The 17,410-nt window shown below is 53.9% G+C and carries 16 protein-coding genes; 8 read left to right on the forward strand and 8 right to left on the reverse strand.

The genetic code is table 11. From position 1 onward, the window contains the following. Nucleotides 1-553: 553 nt before the first annotated feature. Nucleotides 554-1,360 carry an OmpA family protein gene (locus VGH19_20460; protein HEY1173749.1) on the reverse strand — a complete coding sequence of 269 codons (807 nt, stop codon included), beginning with the start codon at nucleotides 1,358-1,360 and terminating at the stop codon, nucleotides 554-556. Between the two features lie 555 nt (nucleotides 1,361-1,915). On the opposite strand from VGH19_20460, the gene htpG reads away from it, so the two are divergent. The 4 genes from htpG to rfaE2 all read left to right on the forward strand — a co-directional run bounded on the left by htpG (nucleotide 1,916) and on the right by rfaE2 (nucleotide 5,732). Continuing rightward, nucleotides 1,916-3,760, forward strand: coding sequence for a molecular chaperone HtpG (gene htpG / locus VGH19_20465; GenBank protein ID HEY1173750.1), 1,845 nt, complete (start codon nucleotides 1,916-1,918; stop codon nucleotides 3,758-3,760). A gap of 146 nt (nucleotides 3,761-3,906) precedes the next feature. Continuing rightward, entirely contained in the window at nucleotides 3,907-4,131 is a 225-nt protein-coding gene (locus VGH19_20470; protein HEY1173751.1) for a hypothetical protein, read from the forward strand. A 45-nt stretch (nucleotides 4,132-4,176) separates the two neighbouring features. Next, complete coding sequence (locus VGH19_20475) at nucleotides 4,177-5,247, forward strand: NAD-dependent epimerase/dehydratase family protein (protein ID HEY1173752.1); 1,071 nt, start codon at nucleotides 4,177-4,179, stop codon at nucleotides 5,245-5,247. Nucleotides 5,248-5,249: 2 nt separating this feature from the next. Next, nucleotides 5,250-5,732 (forward strand): D-glycero-beta-D-manno-heptose 1-phosphate adenylyltransferase, encoded by a 483-nt coding sequence (gene rfaE2 / locus VGH19_20480; protein ID HEY1173753.1) that lies wholly within the window; start codon nucleotides 5,250-5,252, stop codon nucleotides 5,730-5,732. Between the two features lie 7 nt (nucleotides 5,733-5,739). On the opposite strand, the gene VGH19_20485 is transcribed toward rfaE2, so the two are convergent. Next, complete coding sequence (locus VGH19_20485) at nucleotides 5,740-6,780, reverse strand: acyltransferase (GenBank protein HEY1173754.1); 1,041 nt, start codon at nucleotides 6,778-6,780, stop codon at nucleotides 5,740-5,742. A gap of 151 nt (nucleotides 6,781-6,931) precedes the next feature. Here VGH19_20485 and VGH19_20490 point away from each other — a divergent pair, with 151 nt between their 5' ends. The 4 genes from VGH19_20490 to VGH19_20505 all read left to right on the forward strand — a co-directional run bounded on the left by VGH19_20490 (nucleotide 6,932) and on the right by VGH19_20505 (nucleotide 11,362). Continuing rightward, on the forward strand, nucleotides 6,932-7,984 hold the full coding sequence (locus tag VGH19_20490) for an NAD-dependent epimerase/dehydratase family protein (protein HEY1173755.1): 1,053 nt from the start codon (nucleotides 6,932-6,934) through the stop codon (nucleotides 7,982-7,984). An 8-nt stretch (nucleotides 7,985-7,992) separates the two neighbouring features. Beyond that, on the forward strand, nucleotides 7,993-8,808 hold the full coding sequence (locus VGH19_20495; protein HEY1173756.1) for a glycosyltransferase family 2 protein: 816 nt from the start codon (nucleotides 7,993-7,995) through the stop codon (nucleotides 8,806-8,808). Between the two features lie 305 nt (nucleotides 8,809-9,113). Next, nucleotides 9,114-9,392, forward strand: a complete 279-nt coding sequence (locus tag VGH19_20500) for a PLDc N-terminal domain-containing protein (GenBank protein HEY1173757.1) — start codon at nucleotides 9,114-9,116, stop codon at nucleotides 9,390-9,392. Between the two features lie 224 nt (nucleotides 9,393-9,616). Beyond that, complete coding sequence (locus VGH19_20505; GenBank protein HEY1173758.1) at nucleotides 9,617-11,362, forward strand: hypothetical protein; 1,746 nt, start codon at nucleotides 9,617-9,619, stop codon at nucleotides 11,360-11,362. On the opposite strand, the gene VGH19_20510 is transcribed toward VGH19_20505, so the two are convergent. The 6 genes from VGH19_20510 to VGH19_20535 all read right to left on the reverse strand — a co-directional run bounded on the left by VGH19_20510 (nucleotide 11,359) and on the right by VGH19_20535 (nucleotide 17,388). After that, the gene (locus VGH19_20510; GenBank protein HEY1173759.1) at nucleotides 11,359-12,291 is read right to left on the reverse strand and encodes a hypothetical protein; all 933 of its coding nucleotides are present in this window, start codon (nucleotides 12,289-12,291) and stop codon (nucleotides 11,359-11,361) included. The two genes, VGH19_20505 and VGH19_20510, sit on opposite strands and share 4 nt — an antisense overlap. Before the next feature lie 11 nt (nucleotides 12,292-12,302). Further along, the gene (locus VGH19_20515) at nucleotides 12,303-13,100 is read right to left on the reverse strand and encodes an FkbM family methyltransferase (protein HEY1173760.1); all 798 of its coding nucleotides are present in this window, start codon (nucleotides 13,098-13,100) and stop codon (nucleotides 12,303-12,305) included. Nucleotides 13,101-13,146: 46 nt separating this feature from the next. Then, nucleotides 13,147-13,986: a glycosyltransferase family 9 protein gene (locus VGH19_20520; GenBank protein ID HEY1173761.1), complete on the reverse strand. Its 840-nt coding sequence runs from the start codon at nucleotides 13,984-13,986 to the stop codon at nucleotides 13,147-13,149. Nucleotides 13,987-14,109: 123 nt separating this feature from the next. Continuing rightward, the gene (locus tag VGH19_20525) at nucleotides 14,110-15,108 is read right to left on the reverse strand and encodes a glycosyltransferase family 2 protein (protein HEY1173762.1); all 999 of its coding nucleotides are present in this window, start codon (nucleotides 15,106-15,108) and stop codon (nucleotides 14,110-14,112) included. Between the two features lie 4 nt (nucleotides 15,109-15,112). Then, a complete protein-coding gene (locus VGH19_20530) occupies nucleotides 15,113-16,375 on the reverse strand; it encodes a glycosyltransferase (GenBank protein ID HEY1173763.1) in 1,263 nt (420 codons plus the stop codon). 35 nt (nucleotides 16,376-16,410) lie between these two features. Beyond that, the gene (locus tag VGH19_20535; GenBank protein HEY1173764.1) at nucleotides 16,411-17,388 is read right to left on the reverse strand and encodes a glycosyltransferase family 2 protein; all 978 of its coding nucleotides are present in this window, start codon (nucleotides 17,386-17,388) and stop codon (nucleotides 16,411-16,413) included. Between the last annotated feature and the right edge of the window lie 22 nt (nucleotides 17,389-17,410).

A 17,410-nucleotide genomic window follows, 5' to 3' on the forward strand; every position in this document is an offset into this window, starting at 1 on the left:
AGGGGTCGGATGGTTTCATTGCTCTTTGACATAGTTCCTTATTAAGGAACGCAGAATTAAGAATGGTGAATGAAGAAAGGGGGCACCCTCATCCTCAATCCTTCTCCCGGCCGAAGTTCGGCTTCCAAGGGAGAAGGAAGACAGGAACAGGTGCGTTCGTACGCTTCAGACGTTCTTCGGCTGCGTTTCTGCTGAATGGTGGGCGTGTTTTGTCGAGGACGGAGTTGACGATGTAAAAATCGAGGACGACGACGAGGACGAAGGACGAGCACGATTATTGGCGTTGAAGTGGCTGGCGAGGGTCGGATCTGGGAGGTGTGGACTGGTGGCTAGAGTGCCGCAGGACAGGATGCTATCGAGATGAGGGAGCATCGACCGGACGAGATGGGAAGGCGACTCAGGGGAATGTATGAATTATGAGGTATGGGTTATGAAAGGAGAATTGGGGAAACATCGAACATCCAACATCGAACTCTGACATCGAAAGTGGGGAGTTAGAGCCGCAGCGGCGGCTGAGGAGGGAACTGCCGACAAGATGCCGGCAGCACATTGCTTAGGGCGTGTCGGTGCTTTTTATTGGGATCGGCAGTGGCAATGGGGTGGCGGAGGTCGGTGCCGGAAGTTCGCCTAGTTTGGCTGATAGTGGTTTGCCTTGGTTCAGTTCTTTGTCAGGGGAGTAGACTTCGGGGAGGACTACTAGGGCGATGCGGCGGTTGCGGGCGCGGCCTTCTTCGGTGGTGTTGTCGGCGATGGGGTGATATTCGCCATAGCCGACGGCGGCGAGGCGGTGGGGATCGACGTTCGCCTTTTCAACGAGGTAACGGACGGCGGCGAGGGCGCGGGCGGTGGAGAGTTCCCAATTGGTGGGATACTTCGCCCCGGCGCTGGCGCGGATGGGAATGTTGTCCGTGTGGCCGATGACGTGGATGAGGCGGTTCGGGTGGTTGGTGAGGATGTTGGCGATGCGAAGGAGGACGTCGGCGCCTTCGGCTTTCATCTCGGCTTTGCCGGTGTCGAAGAGGACGCGGTCGAGGATGTTGACTTCGAGTTTGCCCTGGAGTTCGGAGATGGTGATGTCTTTCGATTGCAGGGCGGTGCGCATCTCTTCTTCGAGCTTGGACTTGGCTTGGACGGCGGCTTGGTTCTGTTCTTGGAGGGCGGTGAGTTCTTCCTGGGTCTTGGCGAGGTCGGCTTTCAGTTTCTCGACTTCGGCTTTGAGGTCGTCGGTGGCTTGCTGGGCTTCCTTGGCCTTTTGGACTTCTTCGGGTGTCGGGCCTTTATCGGCGACGCTGAAATAGATGATGACGGCCACGAAAATGGCGGAGAGAACGCTGGCGATATACCAAGTCTGTTTTGGCATGGGAGGGAGGATAGGAGCGGATTCGGAAATTGGGAAGAACGACGTGGGGAAAAAGTATCGGAATGCTGAAAAAAACGAAAATCCGTTGGCTCGCTCACTCCTCACCCCGGCCCTCTCCGCCGAAGCTCGGCCTGCCTATAGAGGAGAGGGAGAACATTTGCCGACTGCTGGCTGGATTTAACAGTCACGGGTTGGCGGTGCAACTTTGAGAGGTTGAAAATTCAGGCGAGGGATGAGTCGGGCTTTCAGCCCTTGGGGCTTTTGGCGAAACGGATTCCTAGGCCGTTGGCCTAGGCTGGTATGAAGCGCGCCGTTGGCGCTAAGGGGAATGCTACGGCGGAGGTCGTGGACTGCCGGCTGGAATCCGGCAGCACGGGCATCGTGCTTCGTCGCTCTGTGTGGAACGCCAACTTGAAAAATTGGAGGGTGAATCACTACTTGCCTTCGATGCCAGTATCGGTTGAACATTCGCGCCGATTTATTTGTCGGATAGCCGTCAGGCTTAAGGCATGGAGTGTCGAAGCCGGACAGAAGAAAACTTATTTGGAAAATGTCATGAGCACAGAGAAGCATCAGTTTCAGGCGGAGATTCAGCAGTTGCTGAACATCGTCATCCATTCCCTCTACACGGATAAAGAGATCTTCATCCGCGAGCTGGTTTCCAACGCGGCGGATGCGTGTGAGAAGTTGCGGTTCACGCAGGCTTCCGGTCAGGCGGTGTATCAGCCGGAAGCGGAACTCAAGATCACGGTGACGACGGATAAGGACGCGGGGACGATCACGATCACGGATGCGGGCATCGGCATGACGCATGATGAGATCGTGCAGAACCTCGGCACGATCGCGCACTCGGGAACGAAGGCGTTTCTGAAGCAGATGGCGGAAGGGCAGAAGCCGGATCTCTCGTTGATCGGCCAATTCGGTGTGGGTTTCTACTCGGCTTTCATGGTGGCGACGAATGTAACGGTGTTCAGCCGTTCATGGCGTGCGGAAGAGCAGGGTTGGAAATGGGTGAGCGCAGGCGAGGGCAGTTACGAAGTGGAGCCGGTGGCTGATCTGCCGCGCGGAACGAAGATCGTGCTGACGTTGAAGGAAGAGGCGAAGCTGTTCTCCGAAGAATGGGAGGTGGAGCACATCATCAAGCGTTACTCGAGCTTCGTCACGTTCCCGATCGAGCTGAACACAAAGCGCCTGAACACGGTGCAAGCCATCTGGGCGCGCAGCAAGAACGAGATCAAGGACGAGGAGTATAACGAATTCTACCGCTACATCGGTCACGACACGGAAGAACCGATGTTCCGCTTGCACTTTGCCGCGGATGCGCCGCTCGCGATTCAAGCGTTGCTCTTCGTGCCGAAGCATAATGCGGAAGCGAACGGGATGACGCGCTTGGAGTCCGAAGTGAACTTGCACTGCCGCAAGGTGCTCATCCAGTCGAAGGCGAAGGGGTTGTTCCCGGAGTGGTTGCGCTTCTTGCGCGGTGTGGTGGATAGCGAGGATTTGCCGCTGAACATCTCGCGCGAGTCCATGCAGGACAGCTCGCTGATGCAGAAGCTGAACAAGGTGTTGACGACGCGTTTCTTGAAATTCCTGGATGAGCAATCGACGAAGGAAGCGGAGAAATACACGACGTTCTATCGCGAGTTCCAACGGTTCCTGAAGGAAGGTGTGGTGACGGATTTCACGCATCGCGAGGCACTGGGTAAGTTGCTGCGCTTCACGTCTTCTGCGACAGAGGGAGATAACTTCACGTCGCTGGCGGAATACGTCACGCGGATGGGTTCCGAGCAGAAGGAGATTTACTTCCTGCTGGCGGCGGATCGCGCAGCGGCGGAGGCGAGTCCGTATTTCGAGGTGTTCAAGGCGCGCAAGTTCGAGGTGCTGTTCCTGAACGATCCGTGGGATGAGTTCGTGATGGATCATCTGCGCGAGTTCGAGGGCAAGACCCTGATCGCGGCGGAGAAGGCTGATCTGTCACTGACGGACAAGCCGGAAGGCGGTCTCTCGGATGACGACGCGGCGGCCTTGGCGAAGTGGTTCAAGGAAACGCTCGCGGAGCGTGTGGGCGAAGTGCGCGCCTCGAAGCGCTTGGTGGACAGCCCGGTGGCGGTGGTGGATGGCGATAAGTTCATGACCTCGAGCATGCGCCGGATCATCAAGGCGATGGGCAAAGGCAAGGAAGCCGAGATGACGCCGAAGCTGGACTTGGAACTGAATCAGTCGCATGACCTGATGGTGCGCTTGAATGGGTTGCGGCAGAGCGATGGGACGTTGGCGGCGTTGCTGGCGGAGCAGCTCTTCGATAACGCGAGGTTGTCCGTGGGCCTCTTGGAAGATTCGCGCAGCATGGTGCAGCGGATGAATCAGTTGCTCGGCAAGCTGGCGGGTGGTGGGAAGTAAAGCCTTGTTCGTGCAAGCGGAGGAGACGGGACAGGCGAAGGCGCCTGTCCCACTACGCTTCGTCCGGCTTTGCTTGCTTAAAAGTCGTGAGGGATTGTTGAAAGCAAGGGTTGAATAATTCGGTGGGACGGGTTAATAGAACAGTAATGAAACGCTTAGGCTTAACTCGGAGCGTGACGCATCTCGGTCTTAAACTGGGAGTGGCGGTCGCGATTTTGGCGGGCAGTGTGATCAGCATGGAAGCTGCACCGAAACCGCCCAAGCCCAAGTCCAAGCCCCCCAAGGGCACCACGGCGGCCCATCATCACCTGCAGCAAAACAACAAGAAGAAGGCGCAACAGCTTCTCTTGCAGCAACAACGGAAGAAGTGATCGCAGGAGCGCACGTTTTACGGGGATCCGTAAAACGTTCCACGAATGAACGTTCTTATCACGGGCGTATGTGGGTTCGTCGGCAGTTCGCTGGCGCGCATCCTTAAAGCTCGTCATCCGGAGTGGAAGCTCTCAGGTATTGATAATCTCAGCCGTCCGGGGGCAGAGACGAATTACCGCGAGTTGCTTCGGTTAGGAGTAACTTTTCGGCACGGAGACATCCGGCAACCTTCTGACCTCGAATCTTTCGGTGATATTGATTGGGTGATCGACGCGGCGGCGAATCCCAGTGTGCTTGCAGGCGTGGATGGAAAGACGAGCAGCCGTCAATTGGTGGAGCACAATCTCACGGGTACCATCAACCTCTTGGAGTTTTGCCGTTCGCGCAAAGCAGGCTTCATCCTCCTCAGCACGAGCCGCGTCTATTCCATTCCGGCGTTAGTAGCGATTCCTTTGAAGTCCGCCGAGAAAGCATTTGAATTTGATGCCAGCCACGCAGCTCCGGCGGGTGTGTCAGCGCATGGAGTAAATGAAAGTTTTTCCACGCAAGCGCCGGTTTCACTCTACGGCGGGACCAAGCTGGCTTCAGAAGCGTTGGCGTTGGAATATCATCACGCATTCAATGTGCCCGTGTGGGTCAATCGTTGCGGTGTTTTGGCTGGCGCGGGTCAGTTCGGTCATCCGGCCCAAGGGATTTTCGCTTACTGGCTCAATGCACATAAGTATCGCCAAGCATTGAAATACATCGGTTTCGGCGGCACGGGACATCAGGTGCGCGATGGGTTGCATCCAGATGATCTGGCAGAGTTGTTGTTCCAGCAGATGGCAGCGCGTGAAGACAAGCTGAAGCCGCGGTTGGTGAATGTGGCGGGTGGCAGCGCAAATAGCATGTCCCTACGACAACTCACGGAATGGTGCGATACGCGCTTTGGTAAACATTCCGTGCAGGCGGATTTGCAACCACGTCCCTTTGACATACCGTGGATGGTCTTGGATTCGCGACTGGCAGAACAGGTGTGGAGATGGAAGCCCAAGCGCGCATTGCCCTCAGTCCTTGAAGAAATCGCCCAGCATGCGGAAGCAAATCCGGGCTGGCTGGAATTGTCGAAAGTTTAACTATGAGTTTTTCAGGTGAAATCGTGTCGCTGGCGGATCTGCCGGCTTGGCGTCAAAAACTGCGGGACAAAGGGCTCAAGCTCGTCGTGACCCATGGCTGCTTTGATATTTTGCACGCCGGCCATGTGAGCTATCTCCAGCAAGCGCGGGAGCAGGGTGATGTGCTGCTGGTGGGGTTGAATGCCGATGCTTCCATCAAGGGGCTGAAAGGACCGAACCGACCGATCAACAATGAAGGAGATCGTGCGCAAATCATGGCGGCCCTACGCTCCGTAGATGCCGTTACACTATTTCCAGAAGTACGAGCCACCAACTTGCTGAAAGCTGCCCAGCCCGATGTGTATGTGAAGGGCGGCGATTACACGCTGGAGACATTGAACCCTGAAGAACGTGCCGTTGTGCAAGCCGCAGGCGCGAAGATCGTGTTCATCCAATTTCTGGAAGGGCGTTCGACGACTTCCATCATTGAGCGGTCGAAGCAGTAGAGGGCAGTTAAGCCTCCAGATGTTTGCGGCGCCATTTTTCTGCGGGCCTGTCGATAATCCAATACACCGCCAGAGAGCCGATCAAGACCACCAATAACGCGGCCGCTGTACGTGGCCAATACGGCAATTTTGCCAGGCGTCCCACGTTGTCGAAAAGGAACACGACCGAGAAGTGGAACAGATAGAGAGGGTAGGAGAAGTTCCCCAATTCACGATCCAATCCTTGGCTGGGAAGGCGCACTGAGTAGGCGATGTAAGGCACGGTGACCAATCCCAGTACCGCACAAGCATACCGGTTCATCAGATACCAATACTCATTGGATGTGCGAGCGGCATCTGGACCGAACAACTGATGCAAAGCTGGCACCATCAAAGAAAGCAGGGCTGTAAGCAGTACGATGCCGATGGAGACGAGCGCTATCTTCTTTCCAGGTTTATAGCCCGATGTGCTGGTGAGGATGCCGAGCAGGAAGCAAAAGAGAAAGCCGGGGAGGAAGGCGACTTTCGATTCCAAAAAGATGTTCAGCGAATAAAACATCAACGGCAAAAAGATGGCGAACGCCAAAGCTTGCTTGCGCGTGAATTTCTGGGGTTCACCGGCAGGAGTGAGATATGTAGCCATCCAGATAAGCAGCGGTGCGATGAGGTAGAACTGCATCTCTACCACAATGCTCCAGAGCGGCGGCAGGAAAGCAGCATGGGACGCTGCCGGGACGATGGCGACAAGTTTGATCCACCAGAGAGGATGCTGCGCCTGTTCGTGTAAAATAGAGTAATCCTTGGAAGTGAAACGCAGCACTATTGCAGCGATGAAGAAGCAAGCCAGATAAACCGGGACCAAGCGCACATAGCGATTGCTGATGAAGCGCAGATAAGGTCTGGGCTGCCTGGAATATTTGTGAACCCACACTTCCGTGATCCAAAACCCGCTCAGGATGAAGAAGACATAAACCGCCCACCCGCCAAAACTGATCACCCAGAAGTGGTGCAAAACCACTACCATGGCGAGAAACGAGCGGAAAATTCCAGGTGCAAGCAGCTTGTTCATCAGAACACAGTTCAGAACGGCGGATTGAAACAGCCGGTATTTCAAAGGTCAACACTCTCGATAGAGCAGGCCGGGGCGGCATGCCCAAGCGGAAATAGAATGGCGTATTCTGCGATTGTAATGGAGGACGGCTTTTTCGACACTTCTGCAAATGGCTGCAGCTGTGGTAACTGGTTCGGCCGGACTGGTCGGCTCGGAAACGTGCAAAAAAATGCATGCGGAAGGGATGGATGTCCTCGGCATCGATAATGACATGCGGGCGCATTTCTTTGGGGCCGCCGCTTCCACCTCCGGCAATCGGGCGAAGCTGGAAGCAATGCTGGGAAACTACCGCCATCATTCCATCGACATCCGCGATCAGGAGGCGGTGTTCAAGGTGTTTAAAACCTACGGCAAGGACATCAGCCTGATAGTCCATGCGGCAGCACAACCCTCTCATGACTGGGCAGCCAAAGATCCGTTCACGGATTTTGGCGTCAATGCCAATGGCACGCTTAATCTGTTGGAAGCCACGCGCCGATTCTCCCCAGATGCAGCGTTTATCTTCACCAGCACGAACAAGGTTTACGGTGACGCACCCAATGCTTTGCCTTTGGTAGAACTCGAAAAACGGTGGGAGATAGCGCCTGATCACAAGTTTAAACAAGGCATCGACGAGACACTGACCATTGATCAAAGCAAGCATTCCCTTTTCGGTTGCAGCAAGGTTGCCGCCGATCTGCTGGTACAGGAGTATGGCCGTTATTTCGGAATGAAAACCGTCTGTTTCCGGGGTGGCTGCCTGACCGGCCCGGCCCATGCTGGCGCGGAACTGCACGGGTTCCTTTCCTACCTCATGAAATGCACGGCTGAAGGCAGGGCTTACCGGGTGTTTGGTTACAAGGGCAAGCAGGTGCGGGACAATATTCACAGTCATGATCTGGTGAATGCGTTCTGGAGCTTTTACCAACAACCGAAAAGTGGTGCGGTATATAACATCGGCGGCAGCCGTCACAGCAATTGCTCGATGCTGGAGGCGATTGATCTTTGCGAACGGATCAGTGGACGGAACCTGGACTGGACTTACGTGGAAGAAAACCGCTCCGGAGATCACATCTGGTGGGTAAGCGATGTCCAGCGATTCCAGAAGGATTACCCCGCGTGGAGTTACCGCTACGACCTGCGGGGGATATTGGAGGAAATTTATCAGGCATGCCTGGGATGACTGAAAGCATGAACACCACTGCGTCCAACTCTGCCGGAGTGGCATCGCCGGAAGCGCCTCCCGCAAGCGTGCCGAAGCTCACACTCCTTTCCATCGTCATACCCGCAAGGGATGAAGAAGGATGCATCGCCTCGACTGTCCAGCATTTGCACCTGGAGCTGTCACTGAACAAAGTCCCTCATAACATCCTGGTAGTGGATGACGGCAGCAAGGACCGGACTTGGGAGATATTGACCGAACTGGCGCAGAAGATGCCTGAATTGCAACCTGTACAAAATCTCGAACTTCACGGTTTTGGCCGTGCCATCATCAAGGGGCTGGATATGATGAAGGGTGATGCGGTGGTGATCATGATGGCCGATGAATCGGATGATTGCCGGGATGTGGTGCGCTATTGGCAAAAACTCAATGAAGGATGGGACTGCGTTTTCGGCAGCCGTTTCATGAAAGGCGGCGGAGTCATTGATTACCCTTGGTTAAAACTGCGGATCAACCGGCTGGCGAATTCCTTTATCCGCATCCTCTTCGGCACCAAGCTCAACGATACGACCAATGCATTCAAGGCATATCGAAAAACAGTGATCGATGGGTGCCGCCCATATCTGTCACCGCATTTCAATTTGACCGTGGAACTGCCGCTGAAGGCGATGGTCAGAGGCTATACGTGGACGGTGATGCCCATCACCTGGCGCAACCGGCGTACGGGCGAAGCCAAGCTCAAGATCAAAGAGATGGGCAGTCGCTATCTCTTCATTTGCCTGTACGTGTGGTTGGAAAAATATTTCAGCCGGGGAGATTACCGAAAATCCAGGCCGGTAAAATGATAGTGCAGTTTTAAGGGAAGGTAAGGGTCTAACTTGGACTTAGGAAGAGAGATATAACCCCTTCATCCGTTTTTTTTGCAAAATGCAAAATTCAACCGCAGTTTCTTATCTGGCAGAAAGTCCATAAGTGATTGTGGCAATCGTCAGCGTCGCGCAGTGCAAGGACGCTTTCTTCCATTCATCCCAAGCACCCAGTGGCGTTGTGTTTTGTAACTATTTTGTTTTAAAATACTTACGTTCTTTTAAAAGGGGTGAAGACACTATTTTCTTGGTGTGACTGATAACCGTGCTAAGCTGAGTTGGATATGAGAGAGTTGCTGGACAGGTTTACACTCGATGCGATCAAGTTCGACTACCAAGTTTTGGCGGGGATGATTTTGATTTGGCTGGTCGTTTTGGCCTGCGTGGTCAGCAGTATTTTTCATCAAGGCGGCACCCGCGGCCGTCGAATTGCTTGGATTTGTGTGGTGACATTTGTGCCGATCATCGGCGTTTTAATTTATTTACCCTTCTCTTTCCGGTTGGAGAATTACCCGGATTTATTCATCTGGCGTAAATCCAAAGGGGCACAATCCAAGGGGTAAACGGTTTTTACCTCAAAAAACGGGCTTAAACGGCTTTTTTTCCTAATTCTCAGTCTTTCAGCGACTTGTGAGGCTTTTTTCTGGACTGAACGGAAGTGATTGGCAATATATCGGCGGTTTTGGAAATCCAAAACCACAAGACACCAACAGTAAGATGTCATCACATTGTGATGGCGTCAAATTGTGCAGGGCATAATTTAGGCATCGGGCAAGCATAGCATACCATGCAGGCAGCCAAGAGAGACATCGCTGGCAAAAAGCGTACGCCGATTCGTGGTCGCAAGATGCAAAGCGTCTTGGGATTGGGAGTGGCGTTCACGTTGTCAGGATTAGCAGCTTCAGCGGAAGCGCAGGAGCAATCCCGCCCGGAATTCACTGCGGCTAATGACCGGTTGCAAACAGGCAATGCGCCTGATGCGGCAGCAGCCGCTTTGGGGGGAGAGCTGACAGCATCCAAGGTGATTGCCGACCCCGGTGCGCCGTACGAGAATCTATTCCAAAATTTCGGTGTAAATCTTGGGGTGACGCCAAAATTTGGTGCCGCACAAACCTACTTCAAAACCGGACCGCTGAATTTGGGCATGGGGGCTGACACCCCGATCAAAAGGGGGTTTCAACCGGATACGGCAGAACTCAAGATCGGTAATTTTTATCTCGACCTCGACTACCTCTCGGCCAGCCTGTTATACACAGATAACGCCAATCTTAGTGAGACGAACCGCCGCGATGATGTCCTTAGCGCGGTGACTTTGGGCATCAGTGCTTTGTATCAGTTGACTGAGGGGCTTCAAATCGGTGTGAGCGGTGCGGTTATTTGGTTGCCGTTGGAAAACCGCATCGGTCTGGCCGGTTTCGGTCTCATTGATCCGTTCGCGCGCTTTGCGTTAGATGGGCAACCTCTGTTCCAGGCCGGCATCTCCTACGATATGATTTTGGGCGGATGGGACATCCGCCTGTTTGATGAGTTCCGGGCCAATAACCGTTCCATTTACGGTTATGGTGATTCTGGCTTCATCGATTTGTATGATGGTGAAACGTTTGATTCGCAGGGGGATGATCGCGTTCGTAATCAACAAGTCTATTACGCTCCCAACAATAATCCGCAGGCTGTGAACCAGCCGAACACGCAGACCACGCGATTTGATGCGGATAACACGGATTTGAGCAATACGGTAGGCGTCATTGCGACCCGGTCACTTCCCACTGAGACGCGTGCCTCGTTAGCTTATTACCATCAAAACTTCTGGGACCTGTCCAGTAACAATCTCCCTGGTGCTGCGCAGGTCGATTCCTTGGATTCATTTATCGCCCGTTTGGATTCAGAGCGAGAGAATCTGCGGTTCAAACCTTATTCGCAGTATACGGCTACGAAAAACAACCTGCAGGATGGTTGGGATCAAACAGTAACCGTGGGTCTGCGCGGACCCATTACTGAAAACATGTTCTTCGATGGCAACATCGGCTACGTTTTCAGCGGCAACACGGATAACACCTCGTTGATCTGGCTCCTGCGGTTGACTCACGAGATCAACCCGACAACGGTTCATATGGTTGATTACAGCCGCGTGCTGACCCAGCCAGATCGTTTCCTGACGCAGAATTACTCCTACCAGATAGCCAAGATACTTGGGCCTTATCTGTCATCTAGTGCTTACGTCCGGCGTCTTGAGGCGGAAGATTTGGATAACAGCAACAGCCTGTTCACTTTGGATCAAGCAGGTGCTTACCTTCGTTATGACTTGGGCGAACATGGTCAGGCGCAGATTCAAGCGTTCTATTCCAAGTACGACTTCGCCTCCGCCGCCTTCAATGACTACGAGCTATACACGCTGCGTTTCCTCTACTCGCGGCAGATCTCGGCCACGGTCTACGGGGATTTCATGTATCAGTTCGAGAAGCGTGAATCGACTGCTGCCGGGGATAGCTACTACGAAAATCTCGTAGCCCTGCGTCTGACGAAGTATTTCTAAGCGCTCTTTTTCTTCTTAGAGTGCCCTCCATACTGGGTCAGTATGTCTGCATGACGGTCATACTGATGCAACACTGCGATGGGACTTCCGTCCTGATTCAAAATCTCGTTGTTGCTGCTCCGGATGATTTCCTCCGCCTTGATTCCGCCCAAGTGTACAACCGGTCCATGCAGATTTTCCAGCATGCGTAATCCCGGGATGCGTCCCTCCCAAATGAGGCGGTTGTGAATCGCTGAATCCAAACCGAACCGAAACGGTTCAGCAGTTTTGTTCACCAGTAGGAATTTCACGAACTCGCGGAAATAGGTCTTCATCTTCTCCGTCGGTCCCATAGTGATGGCACAGCAGCTTATGCGATCTTTGAAATGCTTCTGTGCGTAATCCTTTCCGAAGGCTTTGGTGATCCAATCACGATAGTTTTTATCAGTTTCCATCGTGAAACGAGGATGCTCCCAGAAGGATGTCACTTCACCGCCATCATCGAAGCTGAACGGATCACGTTGGAAAACCACATCCCGTACATCGGTAAGCATGATGCGTCCGTATTCGGAAAGCTGTCCTCGTTGCAACAGTTCATCGGTCAGCAGAAAACGGATGTTCACCACATGATACAAACGTCTGCCCAATGCCGTGATGGATTGTTCAGAGCCAGGCAGCAGTTGCAAAGTTCTCTGCGTGAGAGAAAGCGCCGAGCCGATTTTTCCTTCCCCGTTCAGCTTCCGATCATGCAACGGATGGCGTGGATAACGTTGTTTGAACGCAATGAGTTTTACTCCGCGTTTCTTCAATTCGTTCAGCGTTTCCTCGCTCGTGCGATCATGAAAAAGAAGCACATCACCGGCATACCCAGTGGCCGCCAGCGTATCAAAAAACGGCCGTAATGCGGCAAAGTCATAGCCGCTCACCAGACCGATGATCAGATTCTTCATCTTCAAAAAAACTAGCTGCCCTTGGTATGATTGGCGATGAGTTTGGAAGTCTTCTTCACGAAAACCATGTCCACCTGCCACAACGCGTCATCCAGCGGGCGACGCATCAGATTGCAGACTTCGTAAGGCACGAAACCGCGTTCATCCATGAACCGCACCGTCTCGGGCATCAGGGGCGCGCCTTTGATGATAGGCAAGAGTGATACCTCAAGCAGCACGAGTTCAGAGATGGCCAAGGCATTGGTCGCTCCGCGCAACACTTCGAGTTCATAGCCCTGCACATCGATCTTCAACAGGTCGATGCTCTTGATGTTGTGCTTCTCCACCAAGAGATCCACCGTGGTCATGGAACGCGTCACCTTTTTGCGGTTGGCATCGCATTGCTCATAAAGCACAGAAGAACCGGTCTCCATCTCGTAGAATTCCACCGTGTCATTGGGGCTGGCGCCTACGAGCGTGATGGCATAATCGACCTGTCCGTTATTACGGTCCACTACCGTGCGGAGCAGCGGCTCTTTTGTCGGCTGGCCTTCCACCATGAGCGATCGGGCGTTCGGGAATATGCGAATGACCTCTTCTGTCCATTCACCCTCGTAAGCGCCCACATCGATGATTTGGTTCAGCTCATGGCCGCAGCGTTTGATGTTCTGCAAGGTCCACTTCATGTTGGTCATGTTGTAGAACCAGTTCGCCCGCTGCCGTTCCTTCGGGTTCAGGATGGCGATGATGTAATGCAACACGAACAGCTTGAGCTTGCTGGGAAGCAGGCTGCGGCCGAGTTGCAACAAGGTTCGTTTAATGGCCTTCATGGTGTCTTAACGATTCCACTGCGTAGTGGAATACGCATTTAGCAGATTAACGGCTTTTGTTCTCAAGAAATTTCTGCGCGGCCCCGATCACGGCCGCAGCTGAGATGGCATCCATACATTTCAGGCCGTAAGGGCAGGGTGTCCGCAACCAGCACGGGGCACATTCCACCGGTGTATAGAACGGGATGTTATTCGGATAAGGAAAATTCTCTGGTGAGGTGTATCCGCCAAAGACGATTATCGCCGGTGTTTTAAATCCTGCAGCCATGTGCATGCCGCCCGATTCTGCGCCTAAGTAGAGCTTCGCCTTGCTGATCAGGAAGGCCAAGTCAGTGAGAGTGGTTCGGCCAGCCAAAGAGAGGAAATTGGGACCAGACAGATTCAATATCGGTTTGGTTCCCGCTTCGATCACCAGATGGTCTTTGCTGAGAGCTTGTGCCACAGCCTGCCACCGTTCGAGTGGCCAGGTTTTATTCGGCGTCCAATTGCTTGTCTCCGTCTGAATGACGATATAAGGACGTTTTTGTGCCGCCAGCTCTGCTGTAAGCCAGGGAGAGGGTGTGACTTCTGGGGGGGCGGGACGAAAATCATCCGCATCCAAGCCTACACGTTCGCAGATGAGACGAAAGACATTGCGATTGCTCGGTACTTGATAGCGATAGCTTAGCTCCAGAGAGTCGCGTTTGTTTTCATCTTTGGCCGGGACTACCGAAGAGAGCAAAGGATGTCCTTGCCAGAAATCCATGTACCGAGTGACGAACGTGATTCGACAGGTTGGGTTTGCGATCTTGATGGCACGAATGACACCACTCGCCAGCAGTTCATCCCCGATTCCGCCACCGGGTGAACGAATCTTCAGCGTATTGCGCTGATAGGGTTTGCCCAACGGCCAACGAAGATGCCGGTATGCGGCAGGATGAACCCGCCGGATGAAAAGCGCACAACGCTGGTCAACTGCCTGAACAGCTCCGCGCAAATCTTTTAGAATGGCTTGGAAACGGCTCACAGCTCAATGCGGGCGAACCTTTTTGGCTTCTGCCGGTTTGCTTCCCGGAGTCACGGCTTTCACCAGTGATTTGAACATGGCCACTAGTGGGCGAGAAGAGGGCTGGTAACGCCATGACTTGAGGAACAGAGGCACAGCTGATAAGGCGCTTTCTTGAGCAGTGTAATAAGCATAATCAAAAAAATGTTCGGCCACCATTTTTCGATATCGCGCATGTTCAGGCTCTGGCAGCCGGTCATTGATATGTTTGTAGATGCATTCCAAACCACACGCTTCACGGCGGGCAGCAGCCACAACGGTTGCATGGACTGAAATGTTGTCCCCTTGAAGCGGCTTCGTCCAGGTGGGCCGTGAGCTAAAGGCGCACGTCGCATTATGGTTCAGCGTGATCTCGCTTAAGAGAAGCAGGTCCTCCAAAGTCCAACGCGCCACTTCCAGATTCCAGCGGGCCATCTTGTCTTTGCGCATCACCATGGCCGTGGAAGGGGCAGGGCGATGGATGACGATCAATTCTCGCGTCCTCTCGGCTGACAGATGACAAAATCCATCCGCATCTGGTGAGGTGGAAACCGGCGGCATGTAGGAAGTATCCTTGAACCGGTCGGCGGCCAGTAATTGGCCTTGCTCATCCACCTCGCGCCAATTCGCAAAATAGATGGGTACTTGGTACCGTTGAATGGCGGTCATCGCGCGCGCCAGATGATTTTCGTCCCAGTAATCATCGGAATCGAGTGTGGCCACGTAATCACCACGCGCACGGTCGAGACCGTGATTGCGGGCAGCAGACTGGCGTTGATTCTCCTGCCAGTAGTATTCGATATCTGTGCGTTTCTCGAGCAACTCGCGAGTCTTATCCTTGGAGCCGTCATCAATGACGATGATCTGCTTGTTCGGATAAGTCTGGCGCAGCGCGGAATCGATTGCGCGCATGACCGTGCGTTCCCGATTGTAAGTCGGGATGATCACCGAAACGAGCGGCAGATTGGAAAGGGAGACAGACATGTGACTAGCGTGTGCTGCCTTGCTTTTGCATGAGCTGTTTGAAAAGCGTCACATACCGCTCTCCTTGCAGGGCGAGCGGATATTCTTTTTCCGTTTTGCTCCGGCAAGCGGCCCGGAGATCTGTACCAGAACTCAAAGCGGTCAACGCGCGTTGCAGACATTCGGTGAAACCTTCCACTGAAACATTAGGATTCAACCATCCGGTAACACCATCGGTGACCATGTCAGGCATGCCGCCGATGTGGAAGCCAACGACAGGTGTGCCGCAAGCCATGGCTTCCAGCACAGTATTAGGCAGATTGTCCTCGGTGGCGGGATGCAGCATCAGGTCGGCTGCTGAATACAGAATGGATTGCAGCACTTCACTGCTGATGAAGCCCATGTGCTGAATCGTCACGCCCGGAAGGTCGAGCTTCGGCGGTTCATGGCCCATGGTCAGCAGCGTGATTTTTTTATCCGACATCTGCTTCAAGGCACCGAGCGCGAAGCGTGCGCCTTTGCGCTCTTCGCCCAAGTTGGTGGCTGGCAGCAGGAGAACGGGTCCTTGAGCTTTAATGCCGAGGGATTCACGCGCCGACGCACGATCTACCGGACGAAAGGTGTTCAGGTTCAGCCCGTAGGGAATGTGGATGACTTGATGATCACGCCACGCGCCGCGCAATGCCTCCTTTTGCATCCAGACGGAAGGCGTGATGCAAGTGAGGTGCGGGCGGTCTTTCAAGAACTGAAGCTTACGCTGAAATATGGGACCGATCTCTGCGGGAGGCACGTGCTTATGGACGCCAGGACATAATTTCTCCGTGGCGCACGCAGCATCACAACCAGCGGTGAACTTGTTGCAGTAAAATGCGTAAGTGCAAGCACCGGTAAAGCTCCACATGTCGTGCAGAGTCCATGCTTGCGGCAGGTGGGCAGGGATGGCTTCAAGGATGCCCATGTCCCAGCCAGTCGTGAACGTAGTGTGGATGTTCACCACATCCGGTTGGGTCTTGGCGATCAGCTTCTTGAGCTTGCGGATACTGAGATTCTGCAGAAGCTGATTCTGCGGGCGTTCCGGCAAAAGTTTGATCAGTGACGTGATCGCTTCCCCCGAAGCGGACAGATGCGAAAGCAGAGGATGCGAGACCCAGGGCGTACGTTTGTTCTGCGCGTACGCATAAGTGCGATGCACCTCGGCTCCAACGGCCAGCAGGCCATGCGCCAGCCGCGTGGTGGAGATGGCTCCACCATGCGAAGATTCTGTGTCTGATAAGATGAGTATGCGCATGATTGGCTTTGGCGCTCGCAATCCAGTGATGAGGCTTAAATTTTCTCTGTGATGACCGGAGGGATCCAGCGGGCCACCCGTTTGTTGAACTTCCGTTTCTTATCCCAAGCGAGCCACTCACTGAACTTGGGACCGATCAGGTTCTGCCGTTCCAGTTCGGCGATGACGAAAGGATGAAAATTGCGCATGCAGGGCAACAGCACGGCGGGAGGACATTGTCGGATCAGTTCATCGATCTCTTTTCTGATGTCCACCCCCATATGATTACACAAGGCGATGACGTGCTTGGTGGTGCCAGTCACGTAAGGCTCCCGCATCGCTTCACTGAAGCGCTTGCCATCCTGTTGCTGATGATGACGGATGCAGACCAGCGGTTCCGGGCTGAAAGTGATGCCGCCATAACGCGCGATTTCAGCCGCCACCAAACGGTCACAATCGTAAGGATTGTAGAACTCCGTCAGCAGGGTGAAACAACGGTTCAAAGTCTCCCTTTTCCACAGCCCGGTCGAGAGGTGGATAGGGGTGCAAGGCAGAGAACCCAGTGCCAGTTGCTTCGGACTCAGATTCCACGGAGCGGTCACAGCCGGAAACCCGGAACCAAACCAGAGAGCGTAATTCTTGGCAGACGAATATTCGCAAATGGTTTCGGAAGTGTAGAAATTCCAATCGCAGAAAAACGCTTCGGTGCCATAAGTCTTCAGGCTGTCGTAAGCCCGCTGCAAATAGCCAGGAAACCACCAGTCATCATCATGAAGCGTGGCGACATAGTCCGCGCTCGCCTGACCGTAAAGGTTCATGCTTCGGGCTGGATGAGGCTGGGCTGGGTCCAGATACTCATACTTGATCCGGGCATCACCAAAACTTTCGCAGACGGCCTGTGAATCACGGTTCTGCCCGTTCTCCGAGACGATGATCTCCTTGATGAGATGACCGCCCGTCTGATTCAGGACGGAGGCGATGGCCACCTTCAAGAGTTTCGGCCGGTTGGCCGTTGGCATGATGACGCTTACCATGATGCAGCGAGAATATCTGAGG

The sequence above is a fragment of the Verrucomicrobiia bacterium genome (assembly GCA_036405135.1).
Lineage (GTDB): Bacteria > Verrucomicrobiota > Verrucomicrobiia > Limisphaerales > JAEYXS01 > JAEYXS01.